Source organism: Streptomyces sp. SCSIO 75703 (assembly GCF_036607905.1).
Classification (GTDB): Bacteria; Actinomycetota; Actinomycetes; order Streptomycetales; family Streptomycetaceae; genus Streptomyces.
The window spans coordinates 192,662-218,462 of sequence record NZ_CP144555.1; the positions used below are offsets into that span (position 1 = coordinate 192,662).

Sequence of the window (25,801 nt, forward strand, 5' to 3'; positions counted from 1 at the left end):
CCGGCCGCCCGCCACCGCGGGGGGCCGGGGCACCGCGCGGCACGGCCGGGGCACCTGCGGCGCGAGTGGGGCACCGTGCGGCGCGAGTGGGGCACCGTGCGGCGGGTGGCACACTCGGCGGTGTGTCCGTGCCCTTCGACGACCTCCTCGCCCGCGCCCGCCGCCTTCCCCGGGGCGGGCGCCGCGCCGTCCTCGGCATCGCCGGTTCGCCCGGCTCGGGCAAGTCGACCCTCGCCGCCCGCCTGGTACGGGAGCTGAACGGGGCCGGCGGCACCTGGGCGGCGCACGTGCCCATGGACGGCTTCCACCTGGCCGACGCGGAGCTGGACCGGCTCGGCCGGCGCGGGCGCAAGGGGGCGCCCGACACCTTCGACGCGGCCGGGTACGCGGCCCTGCTGCGGCGGCTGCGGGAGGAGGCCGACGGGGAGACGGTGTACGCGCCCGGTTTCGAACGGGAGCTGGAGCAGCCCCTGGCCGGTGCCGTCCCCGTGCCGCCGGAGGCCCGGCTGATCGTGACCGAGGGCAACTACCTGCTGCTCGGGACCGGCGCCTGGGCGCGGGTGCGGGCCCACCTGGACGAGGTGTGGTTCTGCCGCCTCGACGAGCGGGAGCGGCTGCGCCGCCTGGTGGCGCGGCACGAGGAGTTCGGCAAGGCGCACGCGGACGCCGTCGCCTGGGCGCTCGGCACCGACCGGCGCAACGCCGCGCTGGTCGCGGCCACCGAGGACCGCGCCGACCTGGTCGTGGTCACGGGGTGAGCCCGGCGGGGCCGGGCGGGGGCGCCGCGTGCGGGAACGCGTCGGCGCTCACGTGCGGCATCACCCGGCTCGCCACCCGGTAACGGCCGTTGGGCAGGTCCTCGCAGGTGCCGACGTGCACGGTGAGCGGACCCGCCCACTCGTAGCCGTGCCGCTCGGCGTGGCGGGCGAGGCTGTCGGTGAGCATCTGGCCCACGCGGCCGGCGCGGCGGCCCAGCTCCTCGTGGACGGCGCGGGCGAGCGCGACGTCGTAGGCGTTGGGGACCAGGACCCGGCCGCCGGGGGCGACGACGGCGTTGCCGTCGCACTCGCCGCGCAGCGCGTCGAGCAGTTCGACGGGGTCCCGGTCGCGCAGCCGCGCCCACAGCGCCTCCCATCGGGCTTCGAGGGCCTTCTCCAGAGCGCTGAGGGCGCCCATGCGTCATCACCTGCCGGGGGTCGGGGATCGTCGGGCGGGGGTGGGGTGCGGGTCTCCCGGTGCGGGCCCGGTGGCCCGGCGGGGTCGCGGCTCTTGCCGGGGCGGTGACTCGGGCGGCGCGCGTCGCCGGTACCGGCGCGGCCCCGTGTCCCGGCGTGGGCCCTCGGCCTCCCGGCAGGGCCTGCCGTCTCACGGCCGGGGGCCTGGGGTGCGGGAGGGGGAGCGGCCGGTGTGCCGGGGCGTCCGGGTCACCTCTCCTCGAAGTCGTCCGGGGTGACGCGCGCCTCCTCCAGTGCCTCGCGCAGGGTCCGGCCTGTGCCGCCCGCCGGGCGGGGTTCCTCCTGCTCGCGCCGTCCGAGCACCTCGTCGGTGGTCTCGGTCTTCGGCCGGTTCTCTTCCGGGACGGTCATGGCGGATGCTCCTCGTGCGGTCGCGTCGTGGGCGTTCCCACGTGGCGGCGGGTTCCCGCACCGCGCCGGGCTATCCCCCGCGGGCGGCGCGGTGCGGGTCCGCGGGCGCCGGCCAGCTCCGTGCGGGCGGCCGGGTGTGCGGGGGCGGTGAGTTATGTTGACCCGCGTGGGAGAAAGAGCAGGCGTGCCGGTGCCGTCGTCGCAGCGGGCCCGCGCCGAGGCGTCGGCCATCACCTCGGGACGGGCGACGGAGGCGGAGCCCTCCGCCACGTCCCAGCTCAGGGCGCTGTTCGACCGGCCCCGCCTCTCCCCCGGCCAGCGGCGCATCGCGCAGTACCTGATCGCGCACCTCACCGAGGCCGCGTTCCTGTCGATCACGGATCTCGCCGACCGGGTCGGGGTGAGCCAGCCGTCGGTGACCCGGTTCGCCTCGGCGGTCGGTTTCACGGGGTACCCGGCGCTGCGGGAGCGGCTCCAGGCGATGGCCCTGGGCGGCCGGTCCGCCGCCGGCCCCGAGGAACACCGCGGCAACGAGCTCCAGGCCGCCGTCGACGCCGAGATGGCCAACCTGGAGGAGCTGCGCCGCGACCTCGCCGATCCCGACCGGGTCATCGGGGCCGGCCGCGCGCTCGCCGGGTCCACCCCGCTGACCGTGCTCGGCCTGCGCATCTCCGTCTCGCTCGCCGAGTACTTCGCGTACGCCGCCCGGCGGGTCCACCCGGACGTGCGGCTGGTGACCCGGGGCGGCAGCGTCGCCTACGACGCGCTGCTCCAGTCCCGCGAGGCCGGCGGCACCTGGGTGCTGGCGTTCTCCATGCCGCGCCACGCCCACGAGACGCTGGAGGCGGTCCGGATGGCGCGTGGCGCCGGGCTGAAGGTCGTCCTCGTCACCGACCTGGCGCTCGGCCCGGTGGCCGACGAGGCCGACGTCGCCTTCGCCACCGGCACCGGCTCCCGGCTGGTGTTCGACTCGTACGCGGCCCCCGGCGTCATGTGCGCGGCGCTGCTCCAGGCGATGGCCGACGCCGATCCGGAGCGGACCCGGGCCCGACTGGAGGACTACGAGCGGGCCGCCGAGCGGCACCAGTTCTTCCTGCGCGACTGACCCGGTGCGCCACCGCGGGCGGAAGCGGCCCGGGAAGGGCCGGAACGGGCCGGGCAGGCGCCCCGGACCCGGCAGGGATGAATGTTTTCATCCGCCTTGCCAACCGCAACGCATATATAAATACTGCTCACGGGCCGCGTCCCCCGCCTACGGATCGCGCCCGCACCTGCGCGAACATCCCCGACCGCCGATTCCCACCCGATCCGGCACCCCGGGGCTGTTCGGGTCGGGCATCGCCTGCGCGAGCGCCCGCGCTGGTCCCGGCCGTCCCCTGGGCCGGGCCGCCTCACCCGTCGCACCACCCCCGACGACGCCGCACACCACGACGCCGCACACCCGAAGGCGATGAACATGCCCGTGATGTCCACCCGCACCGGCCCGGACTGGCCGTGCCAGGTCAAGACCCCCGGCAGCCACGACTGGGAGCGCTCGGCGATCAGATGGCTGCGCGATCTGGTGCCGGCCCGCTACGGCGGCTATCCGGCGCTGATGCGCCATCCCGTGCTGCTCGCCCGGCACGCCCAGCTCCAGGTCCAGCAGGAGATCCGGGTCGCGCGCACCGCGCTGCAGACCGCGCGGGCCGACCTGCCCCGGATGGGGCTGACCGAGGCGGTCATCGAGCACACGATCAAGCTCTACGCGGCGGAGATGCGGCAGTTGCAGCACATCGCGCGCAGTGTGCGGGCGGTCACCGAGGCCCTGGCCGCCCAGCGCACGGCGACGCGCTGACCCCGCCGGGGACGGCGGGACCGCTCAGCCGCCCGGCGGCTCGACCGGATGGCCGGGCCGGATGGCACGGGCGTCGCCGAGCCGCAGCGGCGGCGTCCCGGACGGCTCGCGTCCGCCCCACTCCACCGGGTCGAGGACGAAGCCCACGTGGTCGCCGCCGGGCACCCGCCCGGCGATCCGCCCGACGAACCACGCCTCGGCGTCCTCCAGCACGGCCGCCCCGCCGCGCCCCGGACGCCAGCGCACCCGGCGGAACTTGTCGACCTCGTCGCCCGTCTCGCCGCCGAAGACCTCGGCGAGGGCGTGCTGGTGACGGGCGAGCAGGTGGACGGCGAGCAGGTCGGCGTCGCGGGCCACCCGGTAGGTCCGGTTCACCTCGGACAGCCACACCACGAACCGCACCGGCTCCATGGAGCACTGGGAGGAGAAGCCGACCAGGCAGCCCGCCCGTTCCCCGCCCCCGGTGGCGGTGACGACGACCATCTCGGGGTCGAGACGGTGCAGGAAGGCGTCCATCCGGTCATGCTAGGTGTATTGATCACGAGCGTTGTTGACACTGCTGGATCTTGAACATGGCGAAGACCTCCGGTGTGGTGGGAGCTGTCTAGGAACTCACCGCACGGAGGTCTTCGTGCCCCACCGTAATGCCCGGCTGACCGTCTTCGGTAGAAGACTGCTGGTCGAACGTGTCTGCTCAGGCCGTCCGGTCGCTCACGTGGCCGCCGAGATGGGTATCTCCCGGGCCACGGCTCACAAATGGATCCGCAGGTGGCGGGCTGAAGGCGAGGCGGGCCTGCACGACCGGTCGAGCCGGCCTCACACGACGCCGCACCGGACCGCGGCCTCGGTCGAAACCCGCGTCTGCGACCTGCGACAGAGCCGCAAGCTCGGGCCGGCCAGGATCGGCCCGATCCTGGGCCTGCCCGCCTCGACCGTCCACCGGATCCTGACCCGCCACCGGCTCAACCGCCTGGCCTGGCTCGACCGCCCCACCGGCACGCTGATCCGCCGCTACGAACGCGAGCGTCCCGGGGAACTCATCCACGTCGACGTGAAGAAACTCGGCCGGATCCCCGACGGCGGCGGTCACAAAGCGCTGGGCCGCCAGGCCGGCCGGGCCACCCGCAACAACATGGGCTTCGACTACGTCCACTCCGCCGTCGACGACCACACCCGCCTCGCCTACAGCGAGATCCACGGCGACGAGAAGACCGCGACCTGCGCGGGCTTCCTCACCCGCGCGGCCACGTTCTTCCACAGCCAGGGCATCACCCGGATCGAGCGGGTGCTGACCGACAACGCCTGGGCCTACCGCAAGGGCCTGGCCTGGAAGGCAGTCCTGGCCGAGCTCGGCGCGACCGGCAAGCTGACCCGGGCCTACCGGCCGCAGACCAACGGCAAGGTCGAACGCTTCAACCGCACCCTGCTCGACGAATGGGCCTACCTGCGGCCCTACACCTCAAACACCGAACGGACCGAAGCCCTGGCAGACTTCCTCCACACCTACAACCACCACCGCTGCCACACCGCACTGGACGGACACCCGCCCATCAGCCGTGTCAACAACGCTGCGGGTCAATACAGCTAGGGCCCCTCCCCGGATCTCGCCGCAGGTCGCGGGCCCGGTCGGGCCCGGCCGGGACGGTTACGCCGCGAGCAGCCGCCGCAGGGCCGCCACCAGGGCGTCGACGAAGGCGTCCTTCTGCCTCTCGGAGAGGGCGTCCAGCGACAGGTAGGGGTTGAGGTCCTCCAGTTCGACCAGCAGCAGTGCGCCGTCGGGTGCGCGGCAGGCGTCGACGCGCTGGATGCCGTGGCCGAGGGTGTTCCACTCGACGAACCGGCGGGCGAAGGCGAGGTCGTCGGCGTCGGCCTCGTAGGGCTCCAGCGCCCAGCGCCGGTGCGGGTCGGGCGCGTACAGGGCGTACTGGAAGTCGTGGTCGACGAAGTAGAAGGAGACCTCGTAGGCGAAGTCGACGCGCGGCTGGACGAGGAGGTCCCCGGACCCGCCGGACAGCTCCCGCTCCAGCGCGTCGGCGGGGACGAAGCGCAGGCCCTCGGAGTCGGCTCCCAGCTTCGGCTTGACGGCGTACTCGGCGGCCTCGGGCAGCCGTCCGAGGTCCGCCGCGCGGTCGACGGTCGGTATGACCGGGTACCCGGCCGCGGTGAGGTCCAGGAGGTACTGCTTGCCGGCCATGTCCCCGCGGCCGGTGAGCTGGTTGTAGACGCGGGCGCCGGTGGCGAGGGCCCGCGCGCGGAACTCCTCGTACGCCTCGGGATAGCCGAGGACGGGGCCGGAGTTGCGGACCACGACGGCGTCGAAGGCGTCCAGGAGGGCCGCCGCGTCCCGCGGGTGGCACAGGGCGACGTCGGCGTGGGAGCGCAGCCGGGAGGTGAGGAGGATGTCCTCGTCGCAGTAGCGCCGCCCCCGCGCCGGATAGGCCAGGTCGGTGACGTAGAGGACGCGGGGGCGGACGGCGGTCATGGCGGCTCCTGGATACGTGCGGGAGGGGATCGTACGCGAGGGCCGGACCCTGCCGGGAGGGGGCGTGGCCCCGCCGCGCGGCACCGGGTGCCACGCCGGGCGGCGTGGTGCGCGGCGGCGGCGCGGTGGGCCGTGCGGGGAGGTCGGGGCGGCGCTCGGCGGCACCGGCCGAGGGCCCGTCAGGGGCCGCGGCCCGCGGGAAGGTGATACGGAGTGCCTTTACGGGTGACACTGCGTGCCATACGCTGACGGGGTGCAGCACGGTGGCGCGAGCCGCGCACCCGCGTGTCCCGGCCGTTCGCGCCGGGGATGTCCGGCCCGAGTGCAGGGAGTTGACCAGCGTGTACCACCCCTCAGGAAGCGTCGTCCGACAGACCGCCGGCTCGATGACGGGCCTTCTCGACTCCGCCGCCCCCGACTCCGAGTCCCTCGTCTTCCAGCGGTGCGCCTGGTGCCGCACCGCGATGTACCACCGCCTGATCTGTCCCGTCTGCCGCGGCAGCGACCTGCGCACCGAGCGCAGCGAGGGCCTGGGAACGGTGCGGCACGCCACGGTGGTGCACCGCAACACCCCCGCCGCGCGCAATGTGTCCCTGATCGAGATGGCGGAGGGCTTCGTGCTGCGCGGCCGGGTCGTGGGCCCGCTGATCGGCATCCACAGCGGGGACCGGGTACGGCTCTCCACGGCGAAGGACCCGGTCCGCGGCGAACCGGTCTTCCAGTTGGTCGACGAGCCCTACCGCGCCTGGACCTGAGGCCCGGTCAGGGGCCGTCGGGCGTGAGCGTGACGGTGACGCCGACCGTGCCGGCGGTCCCCCGGCGCAGCCGGCTGCCCAGCAGGGTCAGCCGTCCGAGGACGCCGTACTTGCGGGCGATGAGGCGCCGGTAGCGGGCGGTGGTGTCCGCGTCGGCGATCCGCGCGGTCGCCGGGATCTGGTCGCCGGTCGGATGGCCGCGCACGTCGCAGGGGCCGACCAGGACGCCGGACCGGGCGCGCAGCCGCCGTACCTTCCCGGAGGCAGCCGCCGTCCAGACCCCGAGCGTGTCCCCGTCCCGCACCACCCAGACCGGGGTGGCGACGGGGGTGCCGTTCCCGCGGAAGCTCGTGAGCAGCAGATAGGACCCGGTGCCGAGCCGGGCCAGCGTCGTGTCCTCGTCCATGCTGCCGGAGTGTAGGCCCGCTCACGCGCTGCGACGAGGGCGCCTCGGGGGTCCGTTCCCGGGCGGATCGCGCCGGCGGGTGAACGGCGCGGCGCCCCGTTCCGTATGGAGGCGGGGGCGCCGACGAACGAGGCGCCTTCGCGGCGGTGGCGCCGCGCGTCGGGTTCGGGAGCGCAGGCATGGGGCACGCACGACGACGGATCGTCCGGCGGGTGGCACGGCTGGCGGCGGTCGGCGGACTGCTGCTCGGGGGGACGATGGTCACCCGGGCCGTGGCGAGCGAGCCGTCCGGCGCGCGGGCCGCGCGGGCCCCCGCCGCGGCGTCCGCCTCCGCCACGGGCGCGGCGCTGGTGGAGCGGCTGGGTACCTCCCGTACGGGAGGGCACTGGGTGGACCCCGAGGGCCGCACGGTCGTCGCGGTCACCGACGGGGCGGCGGCGAAGGAGGTGCGCGGCGCGGGCGCCGAGGCGAAGACGGTCCGGCACGGTCTGGGCGAACTGCGGTCGGCGGTCGCGGTGTTGCGGGCCGCGCCCCGGGTGGCCGGCACCTCGTGGGCGCTCGACTACGCGGCCAACGAGGTGGTGGTGCGCGGCGACAGCACCGTCTCGGGTGCCGACTGGGCCCGGCTCACGGACGTGGCGCGGGAGATCGGCGGCTTCGTCCGCATGGAGCGCACCGAGGGCACCTTCACGACCCGCGTCAACGGCGCGCGGCCGATCCTGTCCACGGCGGGCCGCTGCTCGGCGGGGTTCAACGTGTCCGACGGGAAGAGCGACTTCATCCTGACCGCCGGGCACTGCGGGCCCACCGGGTCGGTGTGGTTCGGCGGCGACGGGACCGGCGGGCAGGTCGGCCGGACCGTCGCGGTGAGCTTCCCGGGCGACGACTTCTCGCTGGTGGAGTACGCGGACGGCGCGGCGGGCGACGGCGCCGACGTGGTCGCGGTCGGCGACGGCAAGGGCGTGCACATCACCGGGGCGGGGGACGCGGTGGTGGGGCAGCGGGTGTTCCGCAGCGGCAGTACCAGCGGGCTGCGCGACGGCCGGGTGACGGCGCTGGACGCGACGGTGAACTACCCGGAGGGCACGGTGTCCGGGCTGATCGAGACGGACGTGTGCGCCGAGCCCGGGGACAGCGGCGGGCCGATGTTCTCGGAGGGGATCGCCCTGGGGGTGACCTCGGGCGGCAGCGGCGACTGCGCACGGGGCGGCACGACGTTCTTCCAGCCGGTCACGGAGGCGCTGGCCTCGCTCGGCGTCGGCATGGTCGTCACGGCGCCGGACGGGTCCCGGCAGGAGGCCGGCCCGGCGCCGTCGGCCGACGCGCGGGGCGCCGCCGCGGCGGACACCTCGCCCGGGGCGTCGGCCGCGCCGGACGGGGTCGCGGGGCCGGCGCCGCTGTCGCGCCTGGCCGGCCGGCGGGCCGTCGGACCGGGCCTGCTGGTCATCGGGGGGAGTCTCGCGACGCTGGTGGCGACGCGGTGGCTGCGCGCGCAGCAGGACCGCAAGGCGTACCGCAGGCAGTACTCGGCGCTGTGGGGCTGAGCACCCGGCACCGACGAGGGGCCGGCCCGGCGGAGGCGGGCCGGCACGGAAGGAGCGGGAGGTGCCGGAAGGACGTTCCGGAGAACCCGGAAAACCCGGGGGACCGGGAGAAACAGGAGAACGACGAGAACGCCGAGAACGGGGAGGGGCCGGTCAGGCGGCCTTCGCCCGCTCGGGGACCGCGGCGGCCCACTCCAGGACGAGCCGCTGGTACTCCTCGCGCTGCTCGACGCTCAGTGTCCCGCCCGATCGGTGCCACAGAGCGCGGATCTCCTCGTTGACCTCGGCAGCCGATCGCTCGGAAGACGGTTCAACAGTGGTGGACATGGTGTGAAGCATACGGGTCCGGACGTGAAGGCCGGGTGAGCAACCACCACCCAAACGGACATTTCAGACCGTGTTGCTGATCACGTCCATTCCCTCATCTGTCAAGATCTGGCAGCAAGTTCGCACCACGCTCTCCGCGAACGCGCGCCCGGACGCGCTGTGCGCAAACCCCGGCCGCCCCGCCGCTCCCGTCACCCGGCGGTCACCGCGGGTCACCGTCGTCCACCGTCCCCATCGCGGCGCGGAACCCGGCGTGCACCGCCGTGAGCCCGCCGTCCACGACCAGGGTCGTGCCGGTGATCCAGGACGCGTCGCGCGAGGCGAGGAAGGCGACGGCCGCCGCGATGTCCGCCGGCTCCCCCACCCGCCCCAGCGGATACAGCGGCCGCACCGCCTCCAGTGCCGCGTCCCGCCCCTCCCAGGCCGTGGTGCGCACCGTTCCCGGCGCGACGAGGTTGGCCCGCACCCCGCGCGGGGCGCCGTGACCGGCGAGAGTGCGGGTCAGCGAGGCGAGACCGGCCTTGGCCGCGCTGTAGGCGTGGTTGCCGAAGTCCTGGATGCCGTTGACCGAGCCGATGCTCACGATCGCGCCGCGCCCGGAGGCCGCCAGGTGGGGCAGGGCGGCCCGGCTGCACCGGTAGGCGCCGGTCAGGGTCACGTCCAGGTCCCGCGCCCAGGTCTCCTCCGCCTCCTCCTCGACGAGCGGGGCGTCGGGCGCGCAGGAGTAGGCGTTGTTGACCAGCACGTCCAGGGTGCCGAGGGCGTCCGCGGCGTGCGCGACGGCAGCCGCCACGGAGTCCCGGTCGGCGACGTCGCAGGCGAACGCCTCGACGGCCAGCCCCTCGGCCCGCAGGCCGGCCGCCGTGCGGCGCGCGGCCGGCAGGTCCGCGTCGGTCAGCAGCACGCGGGCCCCCTCCGCGGCGAGCCTGCGGGCGATGGCGGCGCCAATGCCGCGTGCCGCGCCCGTGACGAGCGCCCCGTGGTCCGTGAAACGCCCTGTCCGCGTCGTCTCCGTCATGGGCAGCGACGCTACCGCCGCCGTGCCCGGCCGGGCAGGGGCCGTGCGTCACCGGTACCCGGTGGTGTCCGCGGGCCGGCCCGCCTCCTGGACCTCGGTCAGGTAGCGCCAGGCGTCGGGCCGGCTGCCGTCCAGGTCGGTGAAGCCGTACTCCCGGGCCAGGGCGCCGCTGGAGAGCGAGCGCCCGTTGAAGCGGGCCACGTCGGGGTCGGCGGCGAGCGCGGCGACGGCGCGGCCGGTGTAGCGGGGCGTCTCGGAGATGGCGAAGTGCGGTTCGCCGGGCAGGGCGTCGCGCCAGGTGGCCTCGGTCACGCCGAAGTGGTCGAGCATGATCTCCGAGCGCATCCAGCCGGGCGTGAGTGCGAGCGCGGTGGCCCCGCGCGGGCCGAGTTCCCGGCCGAGGGCGAAGGCCATGCGCAGGACGGACGTCTTGGCGAGGTCGTAGAAGAAGGAGACGCGGTAGTGGTCGCGGTTGTACTCGGCCGTGCCGTCGGTCATCTCGACGACCAGTCCGCCGGGACGGCGCAGCAGCAGCGGCAGGGCGTGGTGGCTGGTGACGACGTGGGTCTCGACGGCCAGCCGCAGGAGCCGCAGTCCGTCGTCGAGGTCGTGCTCCCACAGGGGGCGGTCCCAGGAGAAGAGGTGTTCGCCGCCCCAGATGTCGTTGACGAGCAGGTCGAGCCGGCCCTGTTCACGGGCGACCCGGTCGACCACCGCGCGCACCCGGTCCGGGTCGAGGTGGTCGGCGGGGACGGCGATGCCGTGGCCGCCGGCGGCGGTGACGAGGTCGGCGGTGTCCTCGATCGTCTCCGGCCGGTCGTACTCCGAGCGGCGGGCCCGGGTGCTGCGGCCGGTGACGTAGACGGTGGCGCCGGCCGCGCCCAGTTCGACGGCGATGCCGCGTCCGGCGCCCCGTGTCGCCCCGGCGACCAGTGCGACCTTGCCCGTCAGCGTCCCCGCCCGCCGCGCTTCCTCGTGCATGTCCGGTCTCCCGTTCCTCTCGTCCACGTGGTGTCCCGTGATCGAGAGTGCCCGGGAAACCGGACATCCTCTGTCGCCTTTTCCGCGGCGGGCGGGATCCGTGCCGGGTCAGTGCCCGCGCGTGATCCATTCCTCCAGGTTCGGGGCCTCGGCGCCGATCGTGGTCTCGTCGCCGTGGCCGGTGAGGACCCTCGTCTCGCCCGGGAGCGTGAGCAGCCGGTCCCGGATCGAGTCGATGATCGTCGGGAAACTGGAGTACGAACGCCCGGTGGCGCCGGGGCCGCCCTGGAAGAGGGTGTCCCCGGTGAAGACGGCGCCGAGCGCGGGGTCGTACAGGCAGACGGCGCCCGGTGCGTGGCCGGGCGTGTGCAGGACCGTCAGATCGGCGCCGGCGGCCTCGATCACCTGGCCGTCGGTGAGCCAGGCGTCCGGCTCCCGCTCGGGGTGGGTCATCCGCCACAGGGGGAGGTCGTCGCGGTGCAGCCAGATGACGGCGCCGGTGCGCTCGGCGAGCGCGGGGGCGGCGTTCACGTGGTCGTTGTGCGCGTGGGTGCACACGATCGCGGTGAGCCGGCGGTCGCCGACGGCCTCGGCGATGGCGTCCGCGTCGTGCGCGGCGTCGATGACGACGACCTCGTGGTCGTCGCCGACGATCCAGACGTTGTTGTCGACGTCCCAGGTGCCGCCGTCCAGGCTGAACTGGCCGGAGGTGACGAGGCGTTCGATGCGGGCGGCCATCAGAGCACCACCACCGAGCGCAGGACGTCGCCGGAGTGCATCCGCGCGAACGCCTTCTCCACCTCGTCGAGCCGGATCGTCTCCGTGACGAACGTGGACAGGTCCAGGCGGCCCTGAAGGTGCAGGTCGACGAGCATCGGGAAGTCCCGCGAGGGCAGGCAGTCCCCGTACCAGGACGACTTGAGCGAGCCGCCGCGTCCGAAGACGTCCAGCAGCGGCAGTTCGAGCTTCATCTCCGGGGTCGGGACGCCGACCAGGACGACGGTGCCGGCCAGGTCGCGGGCGTAGAACGCCTGCCGGTAGGTCTCCGGGCGGCCGACGGCCTCGATGACGACGTCGGCGCCGAAGCCGCCGGTCAGTTCGCGGATCGCCTCGACGGGGTCGTTCTCGCGGGAGTTGACGGTGTGGGTGGCGCCCATACCGCGGGCGGTCTCCAGCTTGCGGTCGTCGATGTCCACGGCGATGATCTTCGCCGCGCCCGCCAGGCGGGAGCCGGCGATGGCCGCGTCGCCGACGCCGCCGCAGCCGATGACGGCGACCGTGTCGCCGCGGCCCACCTCGCCGGTGTTGATGGCGGCGCCGATGCCGGCCATCACGCCGCAGCCGAGCAGCCCGGCCACCTCGGGGGCGACGGCCGGGTCGACCTTGGTGCACTGGCCGGCGGCGACGAGCGTCTTCTCCGCGAAGGCGCCGATGCCGAGCGCCGGGGAGAGCTCCTGTCCGGTGGAGGCCAGCGTCATCTTCTGCTCGGCGTTGTGGGTGTCGAAGCAGTACCAGGGGCGTCCGCGCAGACAGGCGCGGCACTTGCCGCACACCGCACGCCAGTTGAGGACCACGAAGTCACCGGGGGCGACGTCGGTGACCCCGGCGCCGACCGACTCCACGACGCCCGCGGCCTCGTGGCCCAGCAGGAAGGGGAACTCGTCGCTGATGCCGCCCTGCTTGTAGTGCAGGTCGGTGTGGCAGACCCCGCACGCCTGGACGCGCACCACGGCCTCGCCGGGTCCGGGATCGGGCACGACGATCGTCTCGATGCGCACCGGCTCGTCCTTGCCCGGTGCGATCACGCCGCGTACTTCCTGCGCCATGGTGCTGGCCCCTTCTTCAAAACCGTCGTGGTTCACCCCGACCCTACGCCGAACCGATCGGCGAAGGGCAAGGTGGCGGGCGGGTTCCGATCGGCGGCGGCCGGTCCGCGCCCGCGGTGGTCCGCCCGCGCGGGCGGCGTACGGACCGCCGGTCCGCGGCCCGCCGCCGCGCGGGTCGTGCCGCGCGCCCGGGGCGTGACGCGCGAGGCGGGCCGCGCCCGGTCCGGGGCGGCCCGCCTCGCGCGGGGGACGGCCGGGGCGTCAGGTCTGGATGGCGGGCACGACGCCGAAGACCGGGGAGACCAGACCCGTGACCTGACCGAGCTGGTTGAGGTCGTTGAGCTTGCCGATCTGTTCGGACGGCCGGGGCAGCCCGGCCCGGTGCTCGGTGGGCACCTCGCCCACGGCGAGCGAGTCGAGCGCGGAGAGCGGGCTGAGCCCGCCGGAGTTCCGCGGGCCCGCTTCGGCCGCGCCGGCCACGGGCGCGGCGAGACCGGCGACACCGGCGGCGAGACCGACGGCGGCGGCGATACGTCGAGTTGAGATCATGTAATCGCCAACGCGGCGGGCCCGCCGCCGGACACGGCCCGGCCGCCGCCCTCACCCGTCAGGAGCAGTCGGGCGACCGCCTTGCCCCCCGCGCGCCGGCGGAGCAACCTCGAAGGAGAGGGCCCGTCGGCCCGTGCCCCTCGGGCCGAGGCCCCGGCTCTCGGAGGAGGTCACCATGGGCACCGCCACAACACCCGGCTTCGACACCGAAGCACTGCGCCGGGGCATCGAGGAAGGCGACCCGCAGACTCTCGTGTCGCTCTACACCGACGACGCGCGCATCCGCGTCGTCGACCGCCACACCCAGCCCAGCAACCCCAAGGTGCTGTACGGCCGCGACGAGATCGCCGCGATGCTGGAGGACGTGTACAGCCGCGACATGACCCACACGGTGGAGGAGTGCGTGGTGCAGGGCGACCGGGTCGCCTTCTGCGAGGCGTGCGCGTACCCCGACGGCGTGCGGGTCCTCGCGGAGTCGATGCTGTCGCTGCGGGACGGGAAGATCGCCGAACAGACCATGATCCAGGCATGGGACGAGGAGGAGACCACGGGCTGACGGCACCGCCGGACGCCGCCGCGGGGCGCGCGGAGGCCCGGGTCAGTCCTCTCAGTCCTCGCCGCGGACGATGTGCGACTCGGCGCCGGGGAGCGTCACGCGCAGCCGGTCGTCGTCGGCGGCCGGTGTCCAGGTGCCGTCGTCGACGGCGGGCAGCCAGGTGCGCGGCGCTCCGTGGCCTCGCCGGGCGCGCGCCTGCGACCAGCCGGTCTCCGGGGGGCTCGGGGCGGGTTCCGGGCGGCGGACGGCCGCCTCCTCGGGAAGGTCGGTGGTCACGGGGCATCATCTTCTTCCTGCCGGGCACGGGGATGATCCGTGGCCACCCGGGTCCCCGGCGGGTCCGCCCCGAAACGCACCGCGCGCGCCCTGTCGCCGGGCGTGGCGGAGGACGCCCCCGCCGTGCGGGGGCGGACGTCGAGAGGGAGATTGGGAAGAGGGGACGACGCGTGTGGCCGGGTGAGGAGGTGGTCGGTGGTGTCCGAGGCTTCGCCGGCCCCTGGGACCGGCCCCGCCACCGGGGCGTCGCCCGTGCCCGTCCTGTCGCCGGCGCTCGCCGCGATGATGGACGAGGCGCACGCGCAGGCCGGCGCCGTCTACCTGCTGGGCTCCGATCCGCCGGTGCTGGAGATGGCGGTGATGGCGGGGCTGCCGCGGACCTTCGCGGCGCCGTGGGAGCGGATCTCGCTGCACGCGCGGGTCCCGGTGGCCGACACGGTGCGCGAGCGGCGCCCGGTGTGGGTCCGCGACAGCCAGGAGATGGCCCGGCGCTACCCGCGGATCGCGGTCGTGCTCCCCTACCCGTTCGCCCTGCTCGCGCTCCCGCTGGCCACCGCGAACGGCACCTACGGGGCGGTCTTCCTGACCTGGCCCGGGGCCGGCACACCGGACCTGGCCCGGCAGGACCGCGACCGCCTCCTGGACGCCTGCGCCCGGCTCGCCGGCGCGCTGGAGCGGGCGGAGCGGGCGAACGTGCCGCTGGGCCCGGAACCGGACCTGCTCGCCGGTCCGCTGGTCGGCGGCACCCCGGGCACCGTCGGCGCCACCGAGGCGGTGCGGATGCTGTCCCGGCTGCCGTACGGGCTGTGCTCGCTCGACCTGCACGGGCGGATCGGTTACGCCAACCCGGCCGCGGCCGAACTGCTGGGCGTCCCGGCGGCCGGTCTGGTGGGCACCCCGTTCTGGCGCGCGGCCCCCTGGCTCGACGACCCCGTCTACGAGGACCGTTACCGGGCCGCGCTGATCAGCCGGCACACCACCTCCTTCGTCGCGCTGCGCCCGCCGGGCGACTGGCTGTCGTTCCGTCTCTACCCGGGCACCGGCGGGCTCAGCGTGCGCATCAGCCGGGCCCGGGAGGTGGCGGAGCGGGGCGAGGGCGCGGCCGTCCGGGAGGAGACCCCGTCGCGGCTGGTCACCCTCTCGCGGGTGGTGAGCCTGACCGGTGCGCTGGCCGAGGCGGTCGGCGTGCAGGACGTCATCCAGCTCATCGCGGACGAGATCGCCCCCACCGTGGGCAGCCAGGCGCTGGTCGTCCTCGGCTCCCGGGCCGGGCGGCTGGACGTGCTCGGCCACCACGGGTACGCCGACCCGCGGATCGTGGAGCTGTTCGACGGGGTCCCGCTGTCCACGCCGCTGCCGGGGACGCAGGTGCTGCGGACCGGGGTGCCGGCCTTCTTCGAGTCCTTCGAGGAACTGCGCCGCCTGTACCCGTCCCACGGCGGGATGAGCGACGGCCACGCGGCCTGGGCGTTCCTGCCCCTGATCGCGTCCGGGCGGCCGGTGGGCACCTGTGTGCTGGCCTACTCCCGGCCGCACACCTTCACCACGGAGGAGCGGGCGGTGCTGACCAGCCTGGCCGGTCTGGTCGCGCAGGCCCTGGACCGCGCCCTGGTCTACGACGCCAAGCACCGGCTGGCGCACGGGCTCCAGCAGGCGCTGCTGCCGCGGTCGCTGCCGTCGGTGCCGGGCGTGGAGAGCGCCGCGCGGTACCTGCCCGCGACGCGGGGCATGCAGATCGGCGGCGACTTCTACGACCTGGCGCCGGCCGGCGACACGTCGGTGGCGGTGATCGGGGACGTCCAGGGCCACAACGTCACGGCGGCCGGGCTGATGGGCCAGATCCGCACCGCCGTGCGCGCCTACACGGCGGTCGGCCAGGCGCCCGAGGAGGTCATGCGCAGCTCCAACCGGCTGCTGATCGACCTGGGCACCGAACTGTTCGCGAGCTGTCTCTACCTGCGGCTCGATCCGGCCCGGGGCCGGGCCGTGATGTCCCGGGCGGGCCATCCGCCGCCGCTGCTGCGCCGCCCGGACGGGCACGTCCGGGTGCTCGACCTGGCGGGCGGTCCGCTGCTCGGCATCACCGCCTCGGCCACGTACCCCGGCACGGAGGTGGAGCTGGGCCCCGGTTGTCTGCTGGCCCTCTACACCGACGGGCTGGTGGAGTCGCCGGGCGTCGACCTGGAGGACGCGCTGGCCGCCCTGGGGCGCCGGCTCGGCGAGGTCGGGCACCTGCCGCTGGACGAGGTGGCCGACCGGCTCGTCCGGGAGTACGCGGGCGCGGACGAGCGCGGTGACGACATCGCCCTGCTGCTGCTGCGCACCACCGGCTGAGCGGGTGTCCTGGGCCGTGCCCGGGGAGCGCACGGGCGCGCCCCGGGCGGGGTCGTCCGGACCTCAGTGGCCGGCTCGCGGGACGCCGTGCCGTCCGGCGCCCTGGCGGGCGTCGCCGGTGCCGTCCGCTCCGGTACCGGTGCCGGAGGCCGCGCCGTCCGCGCCGAGGGTGGCGCCGACCGCCTCCAGGGCGGTGGTGACGGGCTGGAAGAAGGTCTGGCCGCCGGCCGTGCAGTCGCCGCTGCCGCCCGAGGTCAGGCCGATCGCCAGGCCGTCGCGGGTGAAGAGGGGGCCGCCGCTGTCGCCGGGCTCGGCGCAGACGTCGGTCTGGACGAGGCCGCTCACCGTGCCCTCGGGGTAGTTCACGGTGGCTTCCAGACCGAGCACGCGGCCGTCGGAGAGCCCGGTGGTGCTGCCCATCCGGAAGACCTCCTGACCGACGGTGGCCTCGGCGGCGGCGCCGATCGCCAGGGTCTGGTCGCCGAGGTCGACCTCGCCGGGCGCGTCGGCCGCCGGGTCGTCGTAGGTGACGAGCGCGAAGTCGCCCGCGCCGGGGAAGACCGCCTGGTCGACGGTGCCGATCGGCCGGCCGCCCTGGGCGTCGGACCACCGGGCGGCGCCGACGCCGCAGTGACCAGCCGTCAGGAAGGCGGGAGCGCCGTCGCCCGCGGTGACGTTGAAGCCGAGCGAGCAGCGGGCGCCGCCGCCGAATATCGCGTCGCCGCCGGAGGCGAACGTCGTGAAGGCGCCGGCCGACTTCGTCAGGGTGGCCATGCCGGGGCCGAGCCGTTCGACGGTGGACTCCAGCCGGTCCCAGCGGTCGCCGGTGACGGTGCTGTCGGCGGTGACGAGGATCTTGTTGGTGCGCGGGTCGATGGCCCAGGACGTGCCCGGGATGCTCGCCTCGGACGTCAGGGTCCGCGCGCCGCCCCGCAGTTCGGCGATGCTGTTGCCGACCTCGCGGACGGCCGCGCCCGCCCGCCGGGCCCGGTCGGCGGCGCCGCGGTCGGCGCCGGGCGCCACGTTGACGACGAGCCGCTGCTCGTCGGCGTCGTAGTAGGAGCCGGCGAAGGACTCGCCGAGGAGTCCGGCGGCCCGGCCTGCCAGGTCCGTCGCGTCCGCCGCCTTCAGGGTGCGCGGCGCCGCCGCCCCGGCCTGCGGAGCGGCGTCCTGCGAGGCGCCGGCGTTCGGCAGCAGGAGTGCCGCCGCGCCGAGCGCGAGCACGCCTCCCGCCGCGATCGCGGCCTTGCGCTTCGGCATTCGCTGGTGACTCAACCTTCTCGACCTCCTGGGGGACGGGGTCCGTGCCGCCGGCCGGCGGCTTCGCGGGGCGCCTGGACGGCTGTTGGTACGCACCGTCCTGACGGACCGTTCAATGCCGCGCCGACGGCACGCTCCGCGTCCGCCCGGGGACCTTCCGTCACCGCCGCGGAGCGGAATCCCCGCTTCAGTGAATCTGCACATCCCGCACCCAGGGCGCTCACCGTCGTTGGAGGATTCACACAACTCCGCAGGGACGTGGGCACCTTTGGTGCGGGTGTGCCCGATCCGCGTCGGCACGGGCAAGGGACGGCGCGTGCCGAGGGCGCGCAGGGTGTGAAGAACTCGCCGTGACGCCGTCGCCAGACCTGCACTCTTGGTCGCCTGGAGTTCGTAAGTTCCCAGGTGGGGGCCGGGTTTAAGTGGAACGGCGGATGCGGTGCGTGCTTTGATCCATCGCGTCGCGGGGCCCGCGGCGAGCTCCTGAACCGGGTTCGCCGGGTCCGCGTCCGCGGCCGTGCCCTGTCCGCAGAGCGGCCGTTCCCCCCCTTGTGAAGTAGCTCTATGAAGGGAAGTTCCCCCATGAACTCCACCCCCCGGGTCGAGACCGCCGAGATCTCCGACGCCGAGCTGGACAACGTCTCCGGCGGCCTGAGCGTGAACGCCGTCGGCACCGTCACCGGCATGGTGGACGGCGTCGCCCCGGTCTCGGGTCTGGTCAACACCGGCGTCGGCACCGTCGAGGGCGTGACCGGTCTCAACACCGCCCCGGTCACCAACCTGGTCGCCGGTCTCTGACCGCGTCCTCGTGCCGAAGAGTCCCGGAGCCGCCCCACCGGCTCCGGGACTCTTCGGCCGTCCGCTCCGAGGAAAGACTCCAGGATCGTCCGCCGTGCAGTTCCGCCGTCAGGCCCTCACCAAGCTCCAGTCGCCCGAGGAGCTCGACCTCCCGGTGCGCCTCGCCCGTCCCCAGGGCTGGCTGGTGCTGTCCGTGACCGTCCTCGCCATGGCCGCCGCGTCCGTGTGGGCGGTGACCGGCCGGGTGACGCCGACGGTCTCCGCGCCCGCCGTCCTCACCCACGGACAGGGCAGTTACCTCCTCCAGAGCCCGGTCGCCGGCCAGGTCACCGCGGTCCTCGCCCGGCAGGGCGAACGGCTGGACGCGGGCGCCGAGGTGCTCCGCGTGCGCACCGCCGAGGGCGAGTCCGTGGTGCGCGCCGTCGACGCGGGCCGGGTCAGCGCCCTCGGCGCCACCGTCGGCCAGATCGTGACCACCGGGGCCGACATCGCCTCGGTGGAGAAGGTCGCGCACCCCGGCGACCCGCTTTACGCGACGGTGTACGTGCCGGCCGAGAGCGCCGCCGGCATCCCCGCGCGGGCCGTCGTCGACCTCACGGTCCAGTCGGTGCCCGCCCAGGAGTACGGGGTGCTGCGCGGCCGGGTGGACTCGGTCGACCGCGCGGCGCAGACGGCCCAGTCCATCGGCGCGTTCCTCGGGGACGCCCGGCTCGGCGAGCAGTACACCGCGGGCGGCCGTCCGGTGGCCGTGACGGTCCGGCTGGAGACCTCCCCGGCCACCGAGAGCGGCTACGCCTGGTCGTCCACGGCCGGGCCCCCGTTCACCCTGACCTCCATGACCCAGGCCACCGCGTCGATCCGGCTGGCCGAGCGGCGTCCCCTCGACTGGCTGCTGCCGTGAGCGGCGAACGCGGCAGGCGCCGGGCCGCCCCGCCCCGGCGCCGGGTGCCCGCGGGCCGGGTGAAGGCGGTCCGCTCCCCCACCGTGCTCCAGATGGAGGCCGTGGAGTGCGGCGCCGCCTCCCTCGCCATGGTCCTCGGCCACCACGGACGGCACGTGCCGCTGGAGGAACTGCGCATCGCCTGCGGCGTCTCCCGCGACGGATCGCGGGCGAGCAACCTGCTGAAGGCGGCCCGCAGTCACGGGCTGACCGCCAAGGGCATGCAGATGGACCTGGCCGCCCTCGCCGAGGTGCGGGCGCCGGCCATCCTGTTCTGGGAGTTCAACCACTACGTCGTCTACGACGGCATGGGCCGCCGGTTCGGCCGCCGCGGCGTGTTCGTCAACGACCCCGCCAAGGGGCGCCGCTTCGTCTCGCTGGAGGAGTTCGACGGCAGCTTCACCGGGGTCGTGCTCACCATGGAGCCCGGCGAGGACTTCACCCGGGGCGGGCGCCGGCCCGGCGTGCTCGGGGCGATGCCGGCCCGGCTGCGGGGCACCGCGGGCGCGCTGCCCGCGGCGGTGCTGGCGAGCCTGCTGCTGGTGGCGGTCGGCGCGGCGGTGCCCGCGCTCAGCCGCACCTACATCGACACGTTCCTGATCGGCGGCCAGAGTTCGCTGCTCGGCGTGCTCTTCGCGTCGATGGCGGCGTGCGTCCTGCTAACGCTGGTGCTGACCTGGCTGCAACAGGCCAATCTGCTGCACGGACGGATCATCTCCTCCACGCTGTCCAGCGCCCGCTTCCTGCGGCACCTGCTGCGGCTGCCGGTGACCTTCTTCTCCCAGCGCAGTCCGGCCGACCTGGTGCAGCGGCTGCAGTCCAACGACGCCGTCGCCGAGACCCTGGCCCGCGACCTGGCCGCGGCCGGCGTCGACGCGGTGGTGGTCGTGCTGTACGCGCTGCTGCTCTACACCTACGACCCGCAGCTCACCTTCGTCGGCATCGGCGTGGCGCTGCTCAACATCGTGGCGATGCGGGTGGTGATCCGGCTGCGCGCGACCCGCACGGCGAAGCTGCGCGCCGACACCGCGCGGCTGACCAACACCGCGTACACGGGACTGCAGTTGATCGAGACGCTGAAGGCGACCGGCGGCGAGGACGGCTACTTCCGCACCTGGGCCGGGCAGCACGCCACCACGCTGGAGGAGCAGCAGCGGCTGGGCGTGCCGAGCGCCTGGCTCGGTGTGGTGGCGCCGGCCCTCGCCACCTTCAACAGCGCGCTGATCCTGTGGATCGGCGGCCTGCGCGCGGTGGAGGGACATCTGTCGGTGGGTCTGCTGGTCGCCTTCCAGGCGCTGGTGACCCGCTTCACCGCCCCGCTGACCCGGCTGAACGGCGTCGCCGGGCGCATCCAGGACTTCGCGGCGGACGTGGCCCGGCTCAAGGACGTGGAGAACTTCCGCGCGGACCCGCTCTACGACCGGCGCGAGGGCGACTCCACCCGCCGCCTGCGCGGCCACGTCGAACTGGAGAACGTCTCCTTCGGGTACAGCCCGCTCGACCAGCCGCTGCTGACCGGCTTCGACCTGAGCGTCGGCCCGGGCCGGCAGGTGGCGCTGGTGGGCGGGTCGGGCAGCGGCAAGTCCACGGTGTCGCGGCTGATCTCGGGGCTGTACGCGCCGTGGGAGGGCGTGATCCGCATCGACGGGCGGCGGCTGGAGGACATCCCGCGCGGGGCGCTGGCGGCCTCCGTCTCCTTCGTCGACCAGGACGTCTTCCTCTTCGAGGGCACCGTCCGCGACAACGTGGCGCTGTGGGACCCCTCGATCCCGGACGAGGCCGTGGTGGAGGCGCTGCGGGACGCGGTGCTGGACGACGTGGTCATGCGCCGGCCGGGCGGCATCCACAGCCGGGTCGAGCAGGACGGCCGCAACTTCTCCGGCGGGCAGCGTCAGCGGCTGGAGATCGCGCGGGCCCTGGTGCGCCGGCCGAGCATCCTCGTCCTCGACGAGGTCACCAGCGCCCTGGACGCGGAGACCGAGCGGGTGGTGATGGACAACCTGCGCCGGCGCGGCTGTGCCTGCGTGGTGATCGCGCACCGGCTGAGCACCGTGCGCGACAGCGACGAGATCGTCGTCCTGCGGCACGGCACGGTCGTGGAGCGCGGACGGCACGAGGAACTGGTGGCCCGCGGCGGTGCGTACGCGGCGCTGGTCAGGGAGCGGTGAGATGACGACCGACGTGCACGAGGGACGGGACGACCTCGTCCTCGGGGCGCTGGCCGCGCTGGGCGCGCCGGTCGCGGGCCCCGGGTCCGGGCGGCTGGACCTGGAGGGGCCGCAGGTGCTGTGGCTGGTGGTCTCCGGCGCGGTGGACCTGTTCGCGGTCGACGCCGCCGAGCAGGGGCTCTGGCACCATCTGGGCCGGCTGGGGGCGGGCGCGGCGCTGCTCGGGCCGGTCTCCGGGCCCCGGCACACCCTGGTCGCCCGGCCGCTGCGGGAGGCGGTGGTGCGCCGGATCGGGCTGCGCGAGCTGTACCGGCCGGCGAGCACCCAGACCTGGTCGTACGACGAGCACGGCACCCCGCAGTACCTGCCGCCGCAGAGCAGTCCGCTGGAGTACGCGCTCGCCCTGGGCGTCGGCCGCGGGCTCTCCGTGCTGGTGCAGGCGCCGACGGCCGGGGAACGGGCCGGGGCGAGCGCCGACGACGAGGTGTTCTGGATGCAGGTCCCGCCGGGCAGCGTCCGGTACGGGGCGCTGTACGGCGAGGAGGCCGCGGCCGACCTGCTGATGGACCCGGCGCTGTGGCAGAGCATGGTCGACCAGCAGTACCGGCTGCTGACCACGCTGGACCGGTGGATCGAGCAACGGGAGAGCAGCCACGAGACGCGCACCGCGGCCGGCATCGAGGCCGGGGAGGCGGTGCGGGCACGGGCGGACCGGGCACTGCTCGCGTCGATCGGGCGGCGTCCGGGCCGGGGGACGACGGCGGCCGACGCCGACGCCACCCACGCGGCCTGTGTGCTGGTGGCCCGGGCGGCCGGGATCACGCTCGCCGAGCCCGCCCGGGAGGGGCCGGAGAGCGAGCGGCTCGACCCGGTGGAGCGTGTCGCGCTGGCCGCCGGGGTGCGGACCCGCGCGGTGCGGCTGGAGGGCCGCTGGTGGCGCGAGGACGTCGGCCCGCTGGTCGGGCACCGGGCCCTGTCGGGGGCGCCGGTGGCACTGCTGTGGCGGCGCGGCGGCTACGTGGCCGTGCATCCGGCGACCGGGCGGGAGACGCCGGTGGAGAAGGCGAACGCCGGGGAGTTCGAGCCGCGCGGGGTGATGTTCTACCGTCCGTTGCCCGAGCGGGGGCTCGGCCCGCTGGGACTGCTGCGGTTCTGCCTGCGGGGCACCCGCGCGGACCTGGCCCGGCTGCTGCTCAGCGGCCTGGTGACGGTGGCGGTCGGCGCGCTCGTGCCGCTGGCGACGGGCCGGGTGCTGGGCGAGTACGTGCCGCGGGCCCAGACGGGGCCCATCGCCCGGGTGTGCCTGGCGGTCATGGTGAGCGGCGTGGTCGCGGCGGCCTTCACCCTCCTGCAGAACCTCTCCATCCTGCGGCTGGAGGGACGGATCGAGGCGGCCCTCCAGCCGGCGGTGTGGGACCGGCTGCTCCGGCTGCCGACGCGGTTCTTCGCCGAGCGCTCCACCGGCGAGCTGGCCAGCGCGGCGATGGGCGTCAGCGCGATCCGGCGGCTGCTGGCGGGCGTCGGCCCGACGGTGGCGCAGTCGGTGACGGTGGCCGGGGTGAACCTGGGGCTGCTGCTGTGGTTCAGCGTGCCGATGGCGCTGGCCGCGCTGGCGATGCTGGCCGTGGTCGCCGCGGTCTTCCTCGCGCTGGGCCTGTGGCAGGTGCGCTGGCAGCGGCGGCTGGTGAAGCTCACCAACACCCTCAACAACCAGGCGTTCCAGACCCTGCGCGGGCTGCCCAAGCTGCGGGTCGCCGCCGCCGAGAACTACGCGTACGCGGCCTGGGCGGAGCGCTTCGCGCACAGCCGCGGGCTCCAGCAGCGGGCGGGCCGGGTGAAGAACCTCAACGCGGTGCTGGGCGCGGTCTACCTGCCGCTGTGCACGCTGCTGATGTTCATGCTGCTGGCCGGTCCGGCGCGCGGCACGATGTCCGCGTCGGCGTTCCTCGCGTTCAACACCTCGGTGACGATGCTGCTGACCTCCGTCACCCAGGTGACCGGCGCGTTCGTGTCGGCGGTGGCGGCGCTGCCGCTGCTGGAGGAGATCCGTCCGGTGCTGCGGGCCCGGCCGGAGGTGCGGGCGGGGAGCACCCGGCCGGGGCCGCTGTCGGGGGCCGTGGAGGCGCGGCGGCTGTCGTTCCGCTACACCGACGACGGGCCGCTGGTCCTGGACGACGTGTCGTTCGCGGTGCGGCCGGGCGAGTTCGTCGCCGTGGTGGGGCCGAGCGGCTGCGGCAAGTCGACGCTGCTGCGGCTGCTGATCGGCTTCGACCGGCCGCTGTCGGGCAGCGTCCTGTACGACGGCCAGGACCTGGCGGCGCTCGACCCGACGGCGGTGCGCCGGCAGTGCGGGGTGGTGCTCCAGCACGCCCAGCCGTTCACCGGCTCGATCCTGGACGTCATCCGCGGCACCGAGCCGTACACGCCGGAGGAGGTGATGGCGGCGGCCGAGATGGCGGGGCTCGCGGAGGACATCGCGCGGATGCCGATGGGGCTGCACACCATCGTCTCGGGCGGCGGGGCCGTCTCCGGGGGCCAGCGGCAGCGGCTGATGATCGCGCAGGCGCTGATCCGCAGGCCGCGGGTGCTCTTCTTCGACGAGGCGACCAGCGCCCTGGACAACGCGACGCAGCGCACGGTGATCGAGTCGACAAGGGCGCTCGACGCCACCCGGATCGTCATCGCGCACCGGCTGTCGACCGTGACGGACGCCGACCGGGTGATCGTGATGGAGGAGGGCCGGATCGTCCAGCAGGGCCCGCCGGACCGCCTCCTGGCGGACACCGGTGGCAGGCTGCACGAACTGGTGCGCCGCCAGCTCGCCTGAGCGGCACGCGGACGGGTGCCCGCGGGGCCGTACCCGCGCGGGCGAGGAGAGGAGCGGGCCGTGTCCCACCACGGTGACCCCGAGGGGAAGAAACCCGGGACGGCCGTCGAGGAGGTGCTGGGCGAGGTCGAGGACGCCGAGACCCGGGACCCGGAGTCCGCGCGGGAGCGGCGCCAGCGCGGCGAGGCCGGCGACGCCCTCTCGCCCGGCCCCGGGGCGCAGGAGGACGCCGGGCGCGAGTGAGCGCGCCCCGGCCGCTCCGGGGGTGCCACGGCGCGGGCCGGGTACTCGCCGTCCATGGAACACGAGCGCGAAGGACCGCACCTGCCCCCGGCCCGGGGCCCGCTCTCCGCGGCCGTCGCCGCCCGGCTGCGCGGGACCGGGCCGCCGCCCCCGCCGGGCGCCGCCGACGCCGCCGATCCGTACGGCGACGACCTCCAGCTCGCCCTGTACCTCTGCTACGAGACGCACTACCGGGGGTTCGCCGGGGTCCCCGCCGAACGCGAGTGGGACCCGGAGCTGCTGCGCGCCCGCGCGGGGCTGGAGCGGCGTTTCCTGGCCGCGCTGCGCGCCGGCGTCCCGGCCCGCGACGACGTGGCCGGGGCCGTCGGGGAACTCCTGGTCGAACCCGTCGACGGCCAGGGCGTGAGCCACTTCCTGCGCGACGAGGGCGAGCTGTGGCACCTGCGCGAGTACGCGGCCCAGCGCTCCCTCTACCACCTGAAGGAGGCGGACCCCCACGCCTGGGTGCTGCCCCGGCTGCGGGGGCGGGCGAAGGCGGCGATGGCGGCGGTGGAGTTCGACGAGTACGGCGGCGGCCGGGCCGACCGGGTGCACGCGCGCCTGTTCGCCGGCCTGATGGCCGACCTCGGCCTGGACACCGCGTACGGCCGCCACCTGGACGCCGCCCCGGCCGCGTGCCTGGCGACGGTGAACCTGATGTCCCTGTTCGGCCTGCACCGGGCCCTGCGCGGCGCCCTGGTGGGCCATTTCGCGGCGGTCGAGATCACCTCCTCGCCCGGTTCGCGGCGGCTCGCCGAGGCCATGCGCCGCACCGGCGCCGGCCCGGCCGCCGAGCACTTCTACGACGAGCACGTGGAGGCCGACGCGGTCCACGAGCAGATCGTGCGCCACGAGGTGATCGGCGGCCTGCTGGAGGAGGAGCCGGACCTCGCCGCCGACGTGGCCTTCGGCGTCGACGCCACCGGTCACGTGGAGGACCGGTTCTCCGCCCGGCTGCTGGCCGACTGGCGGGCCGGCCGCTCCGCCCTGCGGACCCCGCTGCCGCCCGCCCCCGGGCATCCCGCCTCGTGAGCGCCGCGCATCGGCGCCCA

General features: G+C 75.1%; 27 protein-coding genes. 14 read left to right on the plus strand and 13 right to left on the minus strand.

From position 1 onward, the window contains the following. The first annotated feature begins 122 nt into the window (after positions 1–122). A complete protein-coding gene (locus VM636_RS00895; protein ID WP_030420459.1) occupies positions 123–758 on the plus strand; it encodes a nucleoside/nucleotide kinase family protein in 636 nt (211 codons plus the stop codon). Here the strand turns inward: VM636_RS00895 and VM636_RS00900 are convergent. After that, entirely contained in the window at positions 748–1,176 is a 429-nt protein-coding gene (locus VM636_RS00900) for a DUF3662 domain-containing protein (RefSeq protein ID WP_030420458.1), read from the minus strand. The genes VM636_RS00895 and VM636_RS00900 overlap by 11 nt on opposite strands. A 248-nt stretch (positions 1,177–1,424) precedes the next feature. Beyond that, on the minus strand, positions 1,425–1,586 hold the full coding sequence (locus VM636_RS00905; RefSeq protein ID WP_199809384.1) for a hypothetical protein: 162 nt from the start codon (positions 1,584–1,586) through the stop codon (positions 1,425–1,427). Positions 1,587–1,776: 190 nt separating this feature from the next. Between VM636_RS00905 and VM636_RS00910 the strand changes: the two genes are divergently transcribed. Together VM636_RS00910 and VM636_RS00915 are read left to right on the plus strand one after the other, a co-directional pair. Further along, positions 1,777–2,691, plus strand: a complete 915-nt coding sequence (locus tag VM636_RS00910; RefSeq protein ID WP_030420457.1) for a MurR/RpiR family transcriptional regulator — start codon at positions 1,777–1,779, stop codon at positions 2,689–2,691. A gap of 345 nt (positions 2,692–3,036) precedes the next feature. Further along, complete coding sequence (locus tag VM636_RS00915; RefSeq protein WP_030420456.1) at positions 3,037–3,420, plus strand: hypothetical protein; 384 nt, start codon at positions 3,037–3,039, stop codon at positions 3,418–3,420. 24 nt (positions 3,421–3,444) lie between these two features. Here the strand turns inward: VM636_RS00915 and VM636_RS00920 are convergent, their stop codons facing one another. Next, positions 3,445–3,936 carry a flavin reductase family protein gene (locus VM636_RS00920; protein WP_053912748.1) on the minus strand — a complete coding sequence of 164 codons (492 nt, stop codon included), beginning with the start codon at positions 3,934–3,936 and terminating at the stop codon, positions 3,445–3,447. Positions 3,937–4,051: 115 nt separating this feature from the next. On the opposite strand from VM636_RS00920, the gene VM636_RS00925 reads away from it, so the two are divergent. Next, positions 4,052–5,008, plus strand: a complete 957-nt coding sequence (locus tag VM636_RS00925) for an IS481 family transposase (RefSeq protein ID WP_338482932.1) — start codon at positions 4,052–4,054, stop codon at positions 5,006–5,008. Between the two features lie 57 nt (positions 5,009–5,065). Here the strand turns inward: VM636_RS00925 and VM636_RS00930 are convergent, their stop codons facing one another. Then, positions 5,066–5,902, minus strand: coding sequence for a hypothetical protein (locus VM636_RS00930; RefSeq protein WP_030420454.1), 837 nt, complete (start codon positions 5,900–5,902; stop codon positions 5,066–5,068). Positions 5,903–6,243: 341 nt separating this feature from the next. Here VM636_RS00930 and VM636_RS00935 point away from each other — a divergent pair, with 341 nt between their 5' ends. Next, entirely contained in the window at positions 6,244–6,657 is a 414-nt protein-coding gene (locus VM636_RS00935; RefSeq protein WP_030420453.1) for a zinc ribbon domain-containing protein, read from the plus strand. Positions 6,658–6,664: 7 nt separating this feature from the next. Here the strand turns inward: VM636_RS00935 and VM636_RS00940 are convergent, their stop codons facing one another. Continuing rightward, on the minus strand, positions 6,665–7,063 hold the full coding sequence (locus VM636_RS00940; RefSeq protein WP_030420452.1) for a PPOX class F420-dependent oxidoreductase: 399 nt from the start codon (positions 7,061–7,063) through the stop codon (positions 6,665–6,667). Between the two features lie 179 nt (positions 7,064–7,242). On the opposite strand from VM636_RS00940, the gene VM636_RS00945 reads away from it, so the two are divergent. Next, on the plus strand, positions 7,243–8,607 hold the full coding sequence (locus VM636_RS00945) for a S1 family peptidase (RefSeq protein WP_338482935.1): 1,365 nt from the start codon (positions 7,243–7,245) through the stop codon (positions 8,605–8,607). A gap of 153 nt (positions 8,608–8,760) precedes the next feature. On the opposite strand, the gene VM636_RS00950 is transcribed toward VM636_RS00945, so the two are convergent. The 6 genes from VM636_RS00950 to VM636_RS00975 form a co-directional block, all read right to left on the minus strand. Beyond that, positions 8,761–8,946 (minus strand): hypothetical protein, encoded by a 186-nt coding sequence (locus VM636_RS00950; protein ID WP_030420450.1) that lies wholly within the window; start codon positions 8,944–8,946, stop codon positions 8,761–8,763. Positions 8,947–9,136: 190 nt separating this feature from the next. Next, the gene (locus tag VM636_RS00955; RefSeq protein WP_338482937.1) at positions 9,137–9,952 is read right to left on the minus strand and encodes an SDR family NAD(P)-dependent oxidoreductase; all 816 of its coding nucleotides are present in this window, start codon (positions 9,950–9,952) and stop codon (positions 9,137–9,139) included. A gap of 48 nt (positions 9,953–10,000) precedes the next feature. After that, positions 10,001–10,933 (minus strand): SDR family oxidoreductase, encoded by a 933-nt coding sequence (locus VM636_RS00960; protein WP_030420448.1) that lies wholly within the window; start codon positions 10,931–10,933, stop codon positions 10,001–10,003. Between the two features lie 108 nt (positions 10,934–11,041). After that, the gene (locus tag VM636_RS00965; protein ID WP_030420447.1) at positions 11,042–11,671 is read right to left on the minus strand and encodes an MBL fold metallo-hydrolase; all 630 of its coding nucleotides are present in this window, start codon (positions 11,669–11,671) and stop codon (positions 11,042–11,044) included. Continuing rightward, positions 11,671–12,759 (minus strand): S-(hydroxymethyl)mycothiol dehydrogenase, encoded by a 1,089-nt coding sequence (locus VM636_RS00970; RefSeq protein WP_030420446.1) that lies wholly within the window; start codon positions 12,757–12,759, stop codon positions 11,671–11,673. Before VM636_RS00970 ends, VM636_RS00965 begins: the two co-directional genes overlap by 1 nt. Positions 12,760–13,020: 261 nt before the next feature. Beyond that, a complete protein-coding gene (locus VM636_RS00975) occupies positions 13,021–13,308 on the minus strand; it encodes a hypothetical protein (protein WP_030420445.1) in 288 nt (95 codons plus the stop codon). Positions 13,309–13,483: 175 nt separating this feature from the next. Between VM636_RS00975 and VM636_RS00980 the strand changes: the two genes are divergently transcribed. Beyond that, entirely contained in the window at positions 13,484–13,864 is a 381-nt protein-coding gene (locus VM636_RS00980) for a nuclear transport factor 2 family protein (protein WP_030420444.1), read from the plus strand. A gap of 51 nt (positions 13,865–13,915) precedes the next feature. Here VM636_RS00980 and VM636_RS00985 read toward each other — a convergent pair whose 3' ends face one another. Next, complete coding sequence (locus VM636_RS00985; RefSeq protein WP_030420443.1) at positions 13,916–14,140, minus strand: hypothetical protein; 225 nt, start codon at positions 14,138–14,140, stop codon at positions 13,916–13,918. 282 nt (positions 14,141–14,422) lie between these two features. Here VM636_RS00985 and VM636_RS00990 point away from each other — a divergent pair, with 282 nt between their 5' ends. Continuing rightward, on the plus strand, positions 14,423–16,474 hold the full coding sequence (locus VM636_RS00990) for a SpoIIE family protein phosphatase (RefSeq protein ID WP_078855945.1): 2,052 nt from the start codon (positions 14,423–14,425) through the stop codon (positions 16,472–16,474). Between the two features lie 63 nt (positions 16,475–16,537). On the opposite strand, the gene VM636_RS00995 is transcribed toward VM636_RS00990, so the two are convergent. Next, entirely contained in the window at positions 16,538–17,749 is a 1,212-nt protein-coding gene (locus tag VM636_RS00995; protein ID WP_338482940.1) for a S1 family peptidase, read from the minus strand. A 567-nt stretch (positions 17,750–18,316) separates the two neighbouring features. Here VM636_RS00995 and VM636_RS01000 point away from each other — a divergent pair. The 6 genes from VM636_RS01000 to VM636_RS01025 all read left to right on the plus strand — a co-directional run bounded on the left by VM636_RS01000 (position 18,317) and on the right by VM636_RS01025 (position 25,781). Beyond that, positions 18,317–18,532, plus strand: a complete 216-nt coding sequence (locus VM636_RS01000) for a hypothetical protein (RefSeq protein ID WP_030420440.1) — start codon at positions 18,317–18,319, stop codon at positions 18,530–18,532. 94 nt (positions 18,533–18,626) lie between these two features. Further along, positions 18,627–19,433: an HlyD family efflux transporter periplasmic adaptor subunit gene (locus VM636_RS01005; RefSeq protein ID WP_338482941.1), complete on the plus strand. Its 807-nt coding sequence runs from the start codon at positions 18,627–18,629 to the stop codon at positions 19,431–19,433. Continuing rightward, the gene (locus VM636_RS01010; protein WP_338482942.1) at positions 19,430–21,640 is read left to right on the plus strand and encodes an NHLP family bacteriocin export ABC transporter peptidase/permease/ATPase subunit; all 2,211 of its coding nucleotides are present in this window, start codon (positions 19,430–19,432) and stop codon (positions 21,638–21,640) included. The genes VM636_RS01005 and VM636_RS01010 overlap by 4 nt, the downstream gene beginning before the upstream one ends. Position 21,641: 1 nt before the next feature. After that, the gene (locus VM636_RS01015) at positions 21,642–24,467 is read left to right on the plus strand and encodes an NHLP bacteriocin export ABC transporter permease/ATPase subunit (protein WP_338482943.1); all 2,826 of its coding nucleotides are present in this window, start codon (positions 21,642–21,644) and stop codon (positions 24,465–24,467) included. A gap of 60 nt (positions 24,468–24,527) precedes the next feature. Then, complete coding sequence (locus VM636_RS01020; protein ID WP_030420436.1) at positions 24,528–24,710, plus strand: hypothetical protein; 183 nt, start codon at positions 24,528–24,530, stop codon at positions 24,708–24,710. Positions 24,711–24,764: 54 nt separating this feature from the next. Beyond that, complete coding sequence (locus tag VM636_RS01025; RefSeq protein ID WP_053912751.1) at positions 24,765–25,781, plus strand: iron-containing redox enzyme family protein; 1,017 nt, start codon at positions 24,765–24,767, stop codon at positions 25,779–25,781. Positions 25,782–25,801: the final 20 nt, after the last annotated feature.

What these genes read in the sequence shown, in the direction of transcription:
- VM636_RS00900 (WP_030420458.1), bottom strand. Translation starts at nt 1,176, where the DNA reads ATGGGCGCCCTCAGCGCTCTGGAGAAGGCCCTCGAAGCCCGATGGGAG.
- VM636_RS00905 (WP_199809384.1), bottom strand. Translation starts at nt 1,586, where the DNA reads ATGACCGTCCCGGAAGAGAACCGGCCGAAGACCGAGACCACCGACGAG.
- VM636_RS00915 (WP_030420456.1), top strand. Translation starts at nt 3,037, where the DNA reads ATGAACATGCCCGTGATGTCCACCCGCACCGGCCCGGACTGGCCGTGC.
- VM636_RS00920 (WP_053912748.1), bottom strand. Translation starts at nt 3,936, where the DNA reads ATGGACGCCTTCCTGCACCGTCTCGACCCCGAGATGGTCGTCGTCACC.
- VM636_RS00930 (WP_030420454.1), bottom strand. Translation starts at nt 5,902, where the DNA reads ATGACCGCCGTCCGCCCCCGCGTCCTCTACGTCACCGACCTGGCCTAT.
- VM636_RS00940 (WP_030420452.1), bottom strand. Translation starts at nt 7,063, where the DNA reads ATGGACGAGGACACGACGCTGGCCCGGCTCGGCACCGGGTCCTATCTG.
- VM636_RS00945 (WP_338482935.1), top strand. Translation starts at nt 7,243, where the DNA reads ATGGGGCACGCACGACGACGGATCGTCCGGCGGGTGGCACGGCTGGCG.
- VM636_RS00950 (WP_030420450.1), bottom strand. Translation starts at nt 8,946, where the DNA reads ATGCTTCACACCATGTCCACCACTGTTGAACCGTCTTCCGAGCGATCG.
- VM636_RS00955 (WP_338482937.1), bottom strand. Translation starts at nt 9,952, where the DNA reads ATGACGGAGACGACGCGGACAGGGCGTTTCACGGACCACGGGGCGCTC.
- VM636_RS00960 (WP_030420448.1), bottom strand. Translation starts at nt 10,933, where the DNA reads ATGCACGAGGAAGCGCGGCGGGCGGGGACGCTGACGGGCAAGGTCGCA.
- VM636_RS00965 (WP_030420447.1), bottom strand. Translation starts at nt 11,671, where the DNA reads ATGGCCGCCCGCATCGAACGCCTCGTCACCTCCGGCCAGTTCAGCCTG.
- VM636_RS00970 (WP_030420446.1), bottom strand. Translation starts at nt 12,759, where the DNA reads ATGGCGCAGGAAGTACGCGGCGTGATCGCACCGGGCAAGGACGAGCCG.
- VM636_RS00975 (WP_030420445.1), bottom strand. Translation starts at nt 13,308, where the DNA reads ATGATCTCAACTCGACGTATCGCCGCCGCCGTCGGTCTCGCCGCCGGT.
- VM636_RS00980 (WP_030420444.1), top strand. Translation starts at nt 13,484, where the DNA reads ATGGGCACCGCCACAACACCCGGCTTCGACACCGAAGCACTGCGCCGG.
- VM636_RS00990 (WP_078855945.1), top strand. Translation starts at nt 14,423, where the DNA reads ATGATGGACGAGGCGCACGCGCAGGCCGGCGCCGTCTACCTGCTGGGC.
- VM636_RS01000 (WP_030420440.1), top strand. Translation starts at nt 18,317, where the DNA reads ATGAACTCCACCCCCCGGGTCGAGACCGCCGAGATCTCCGACGCCGAG.
- VM636_RS01015 (WP_338482943.1), top strand. Translation starts at nt 21,642, where the DNA reads ATGACGACCGACGTGCACGAGGGACGGGACGACCTCGTCCTCGGGGCG.
- VM636_RS01025 (WP_053912751.1), top strand. Translation starts at nt 24,765, where the DNA reads ATGGAACACGAGCGCGAAGGACCGCACCTGCCCCCGGCCCGGGGCCCG.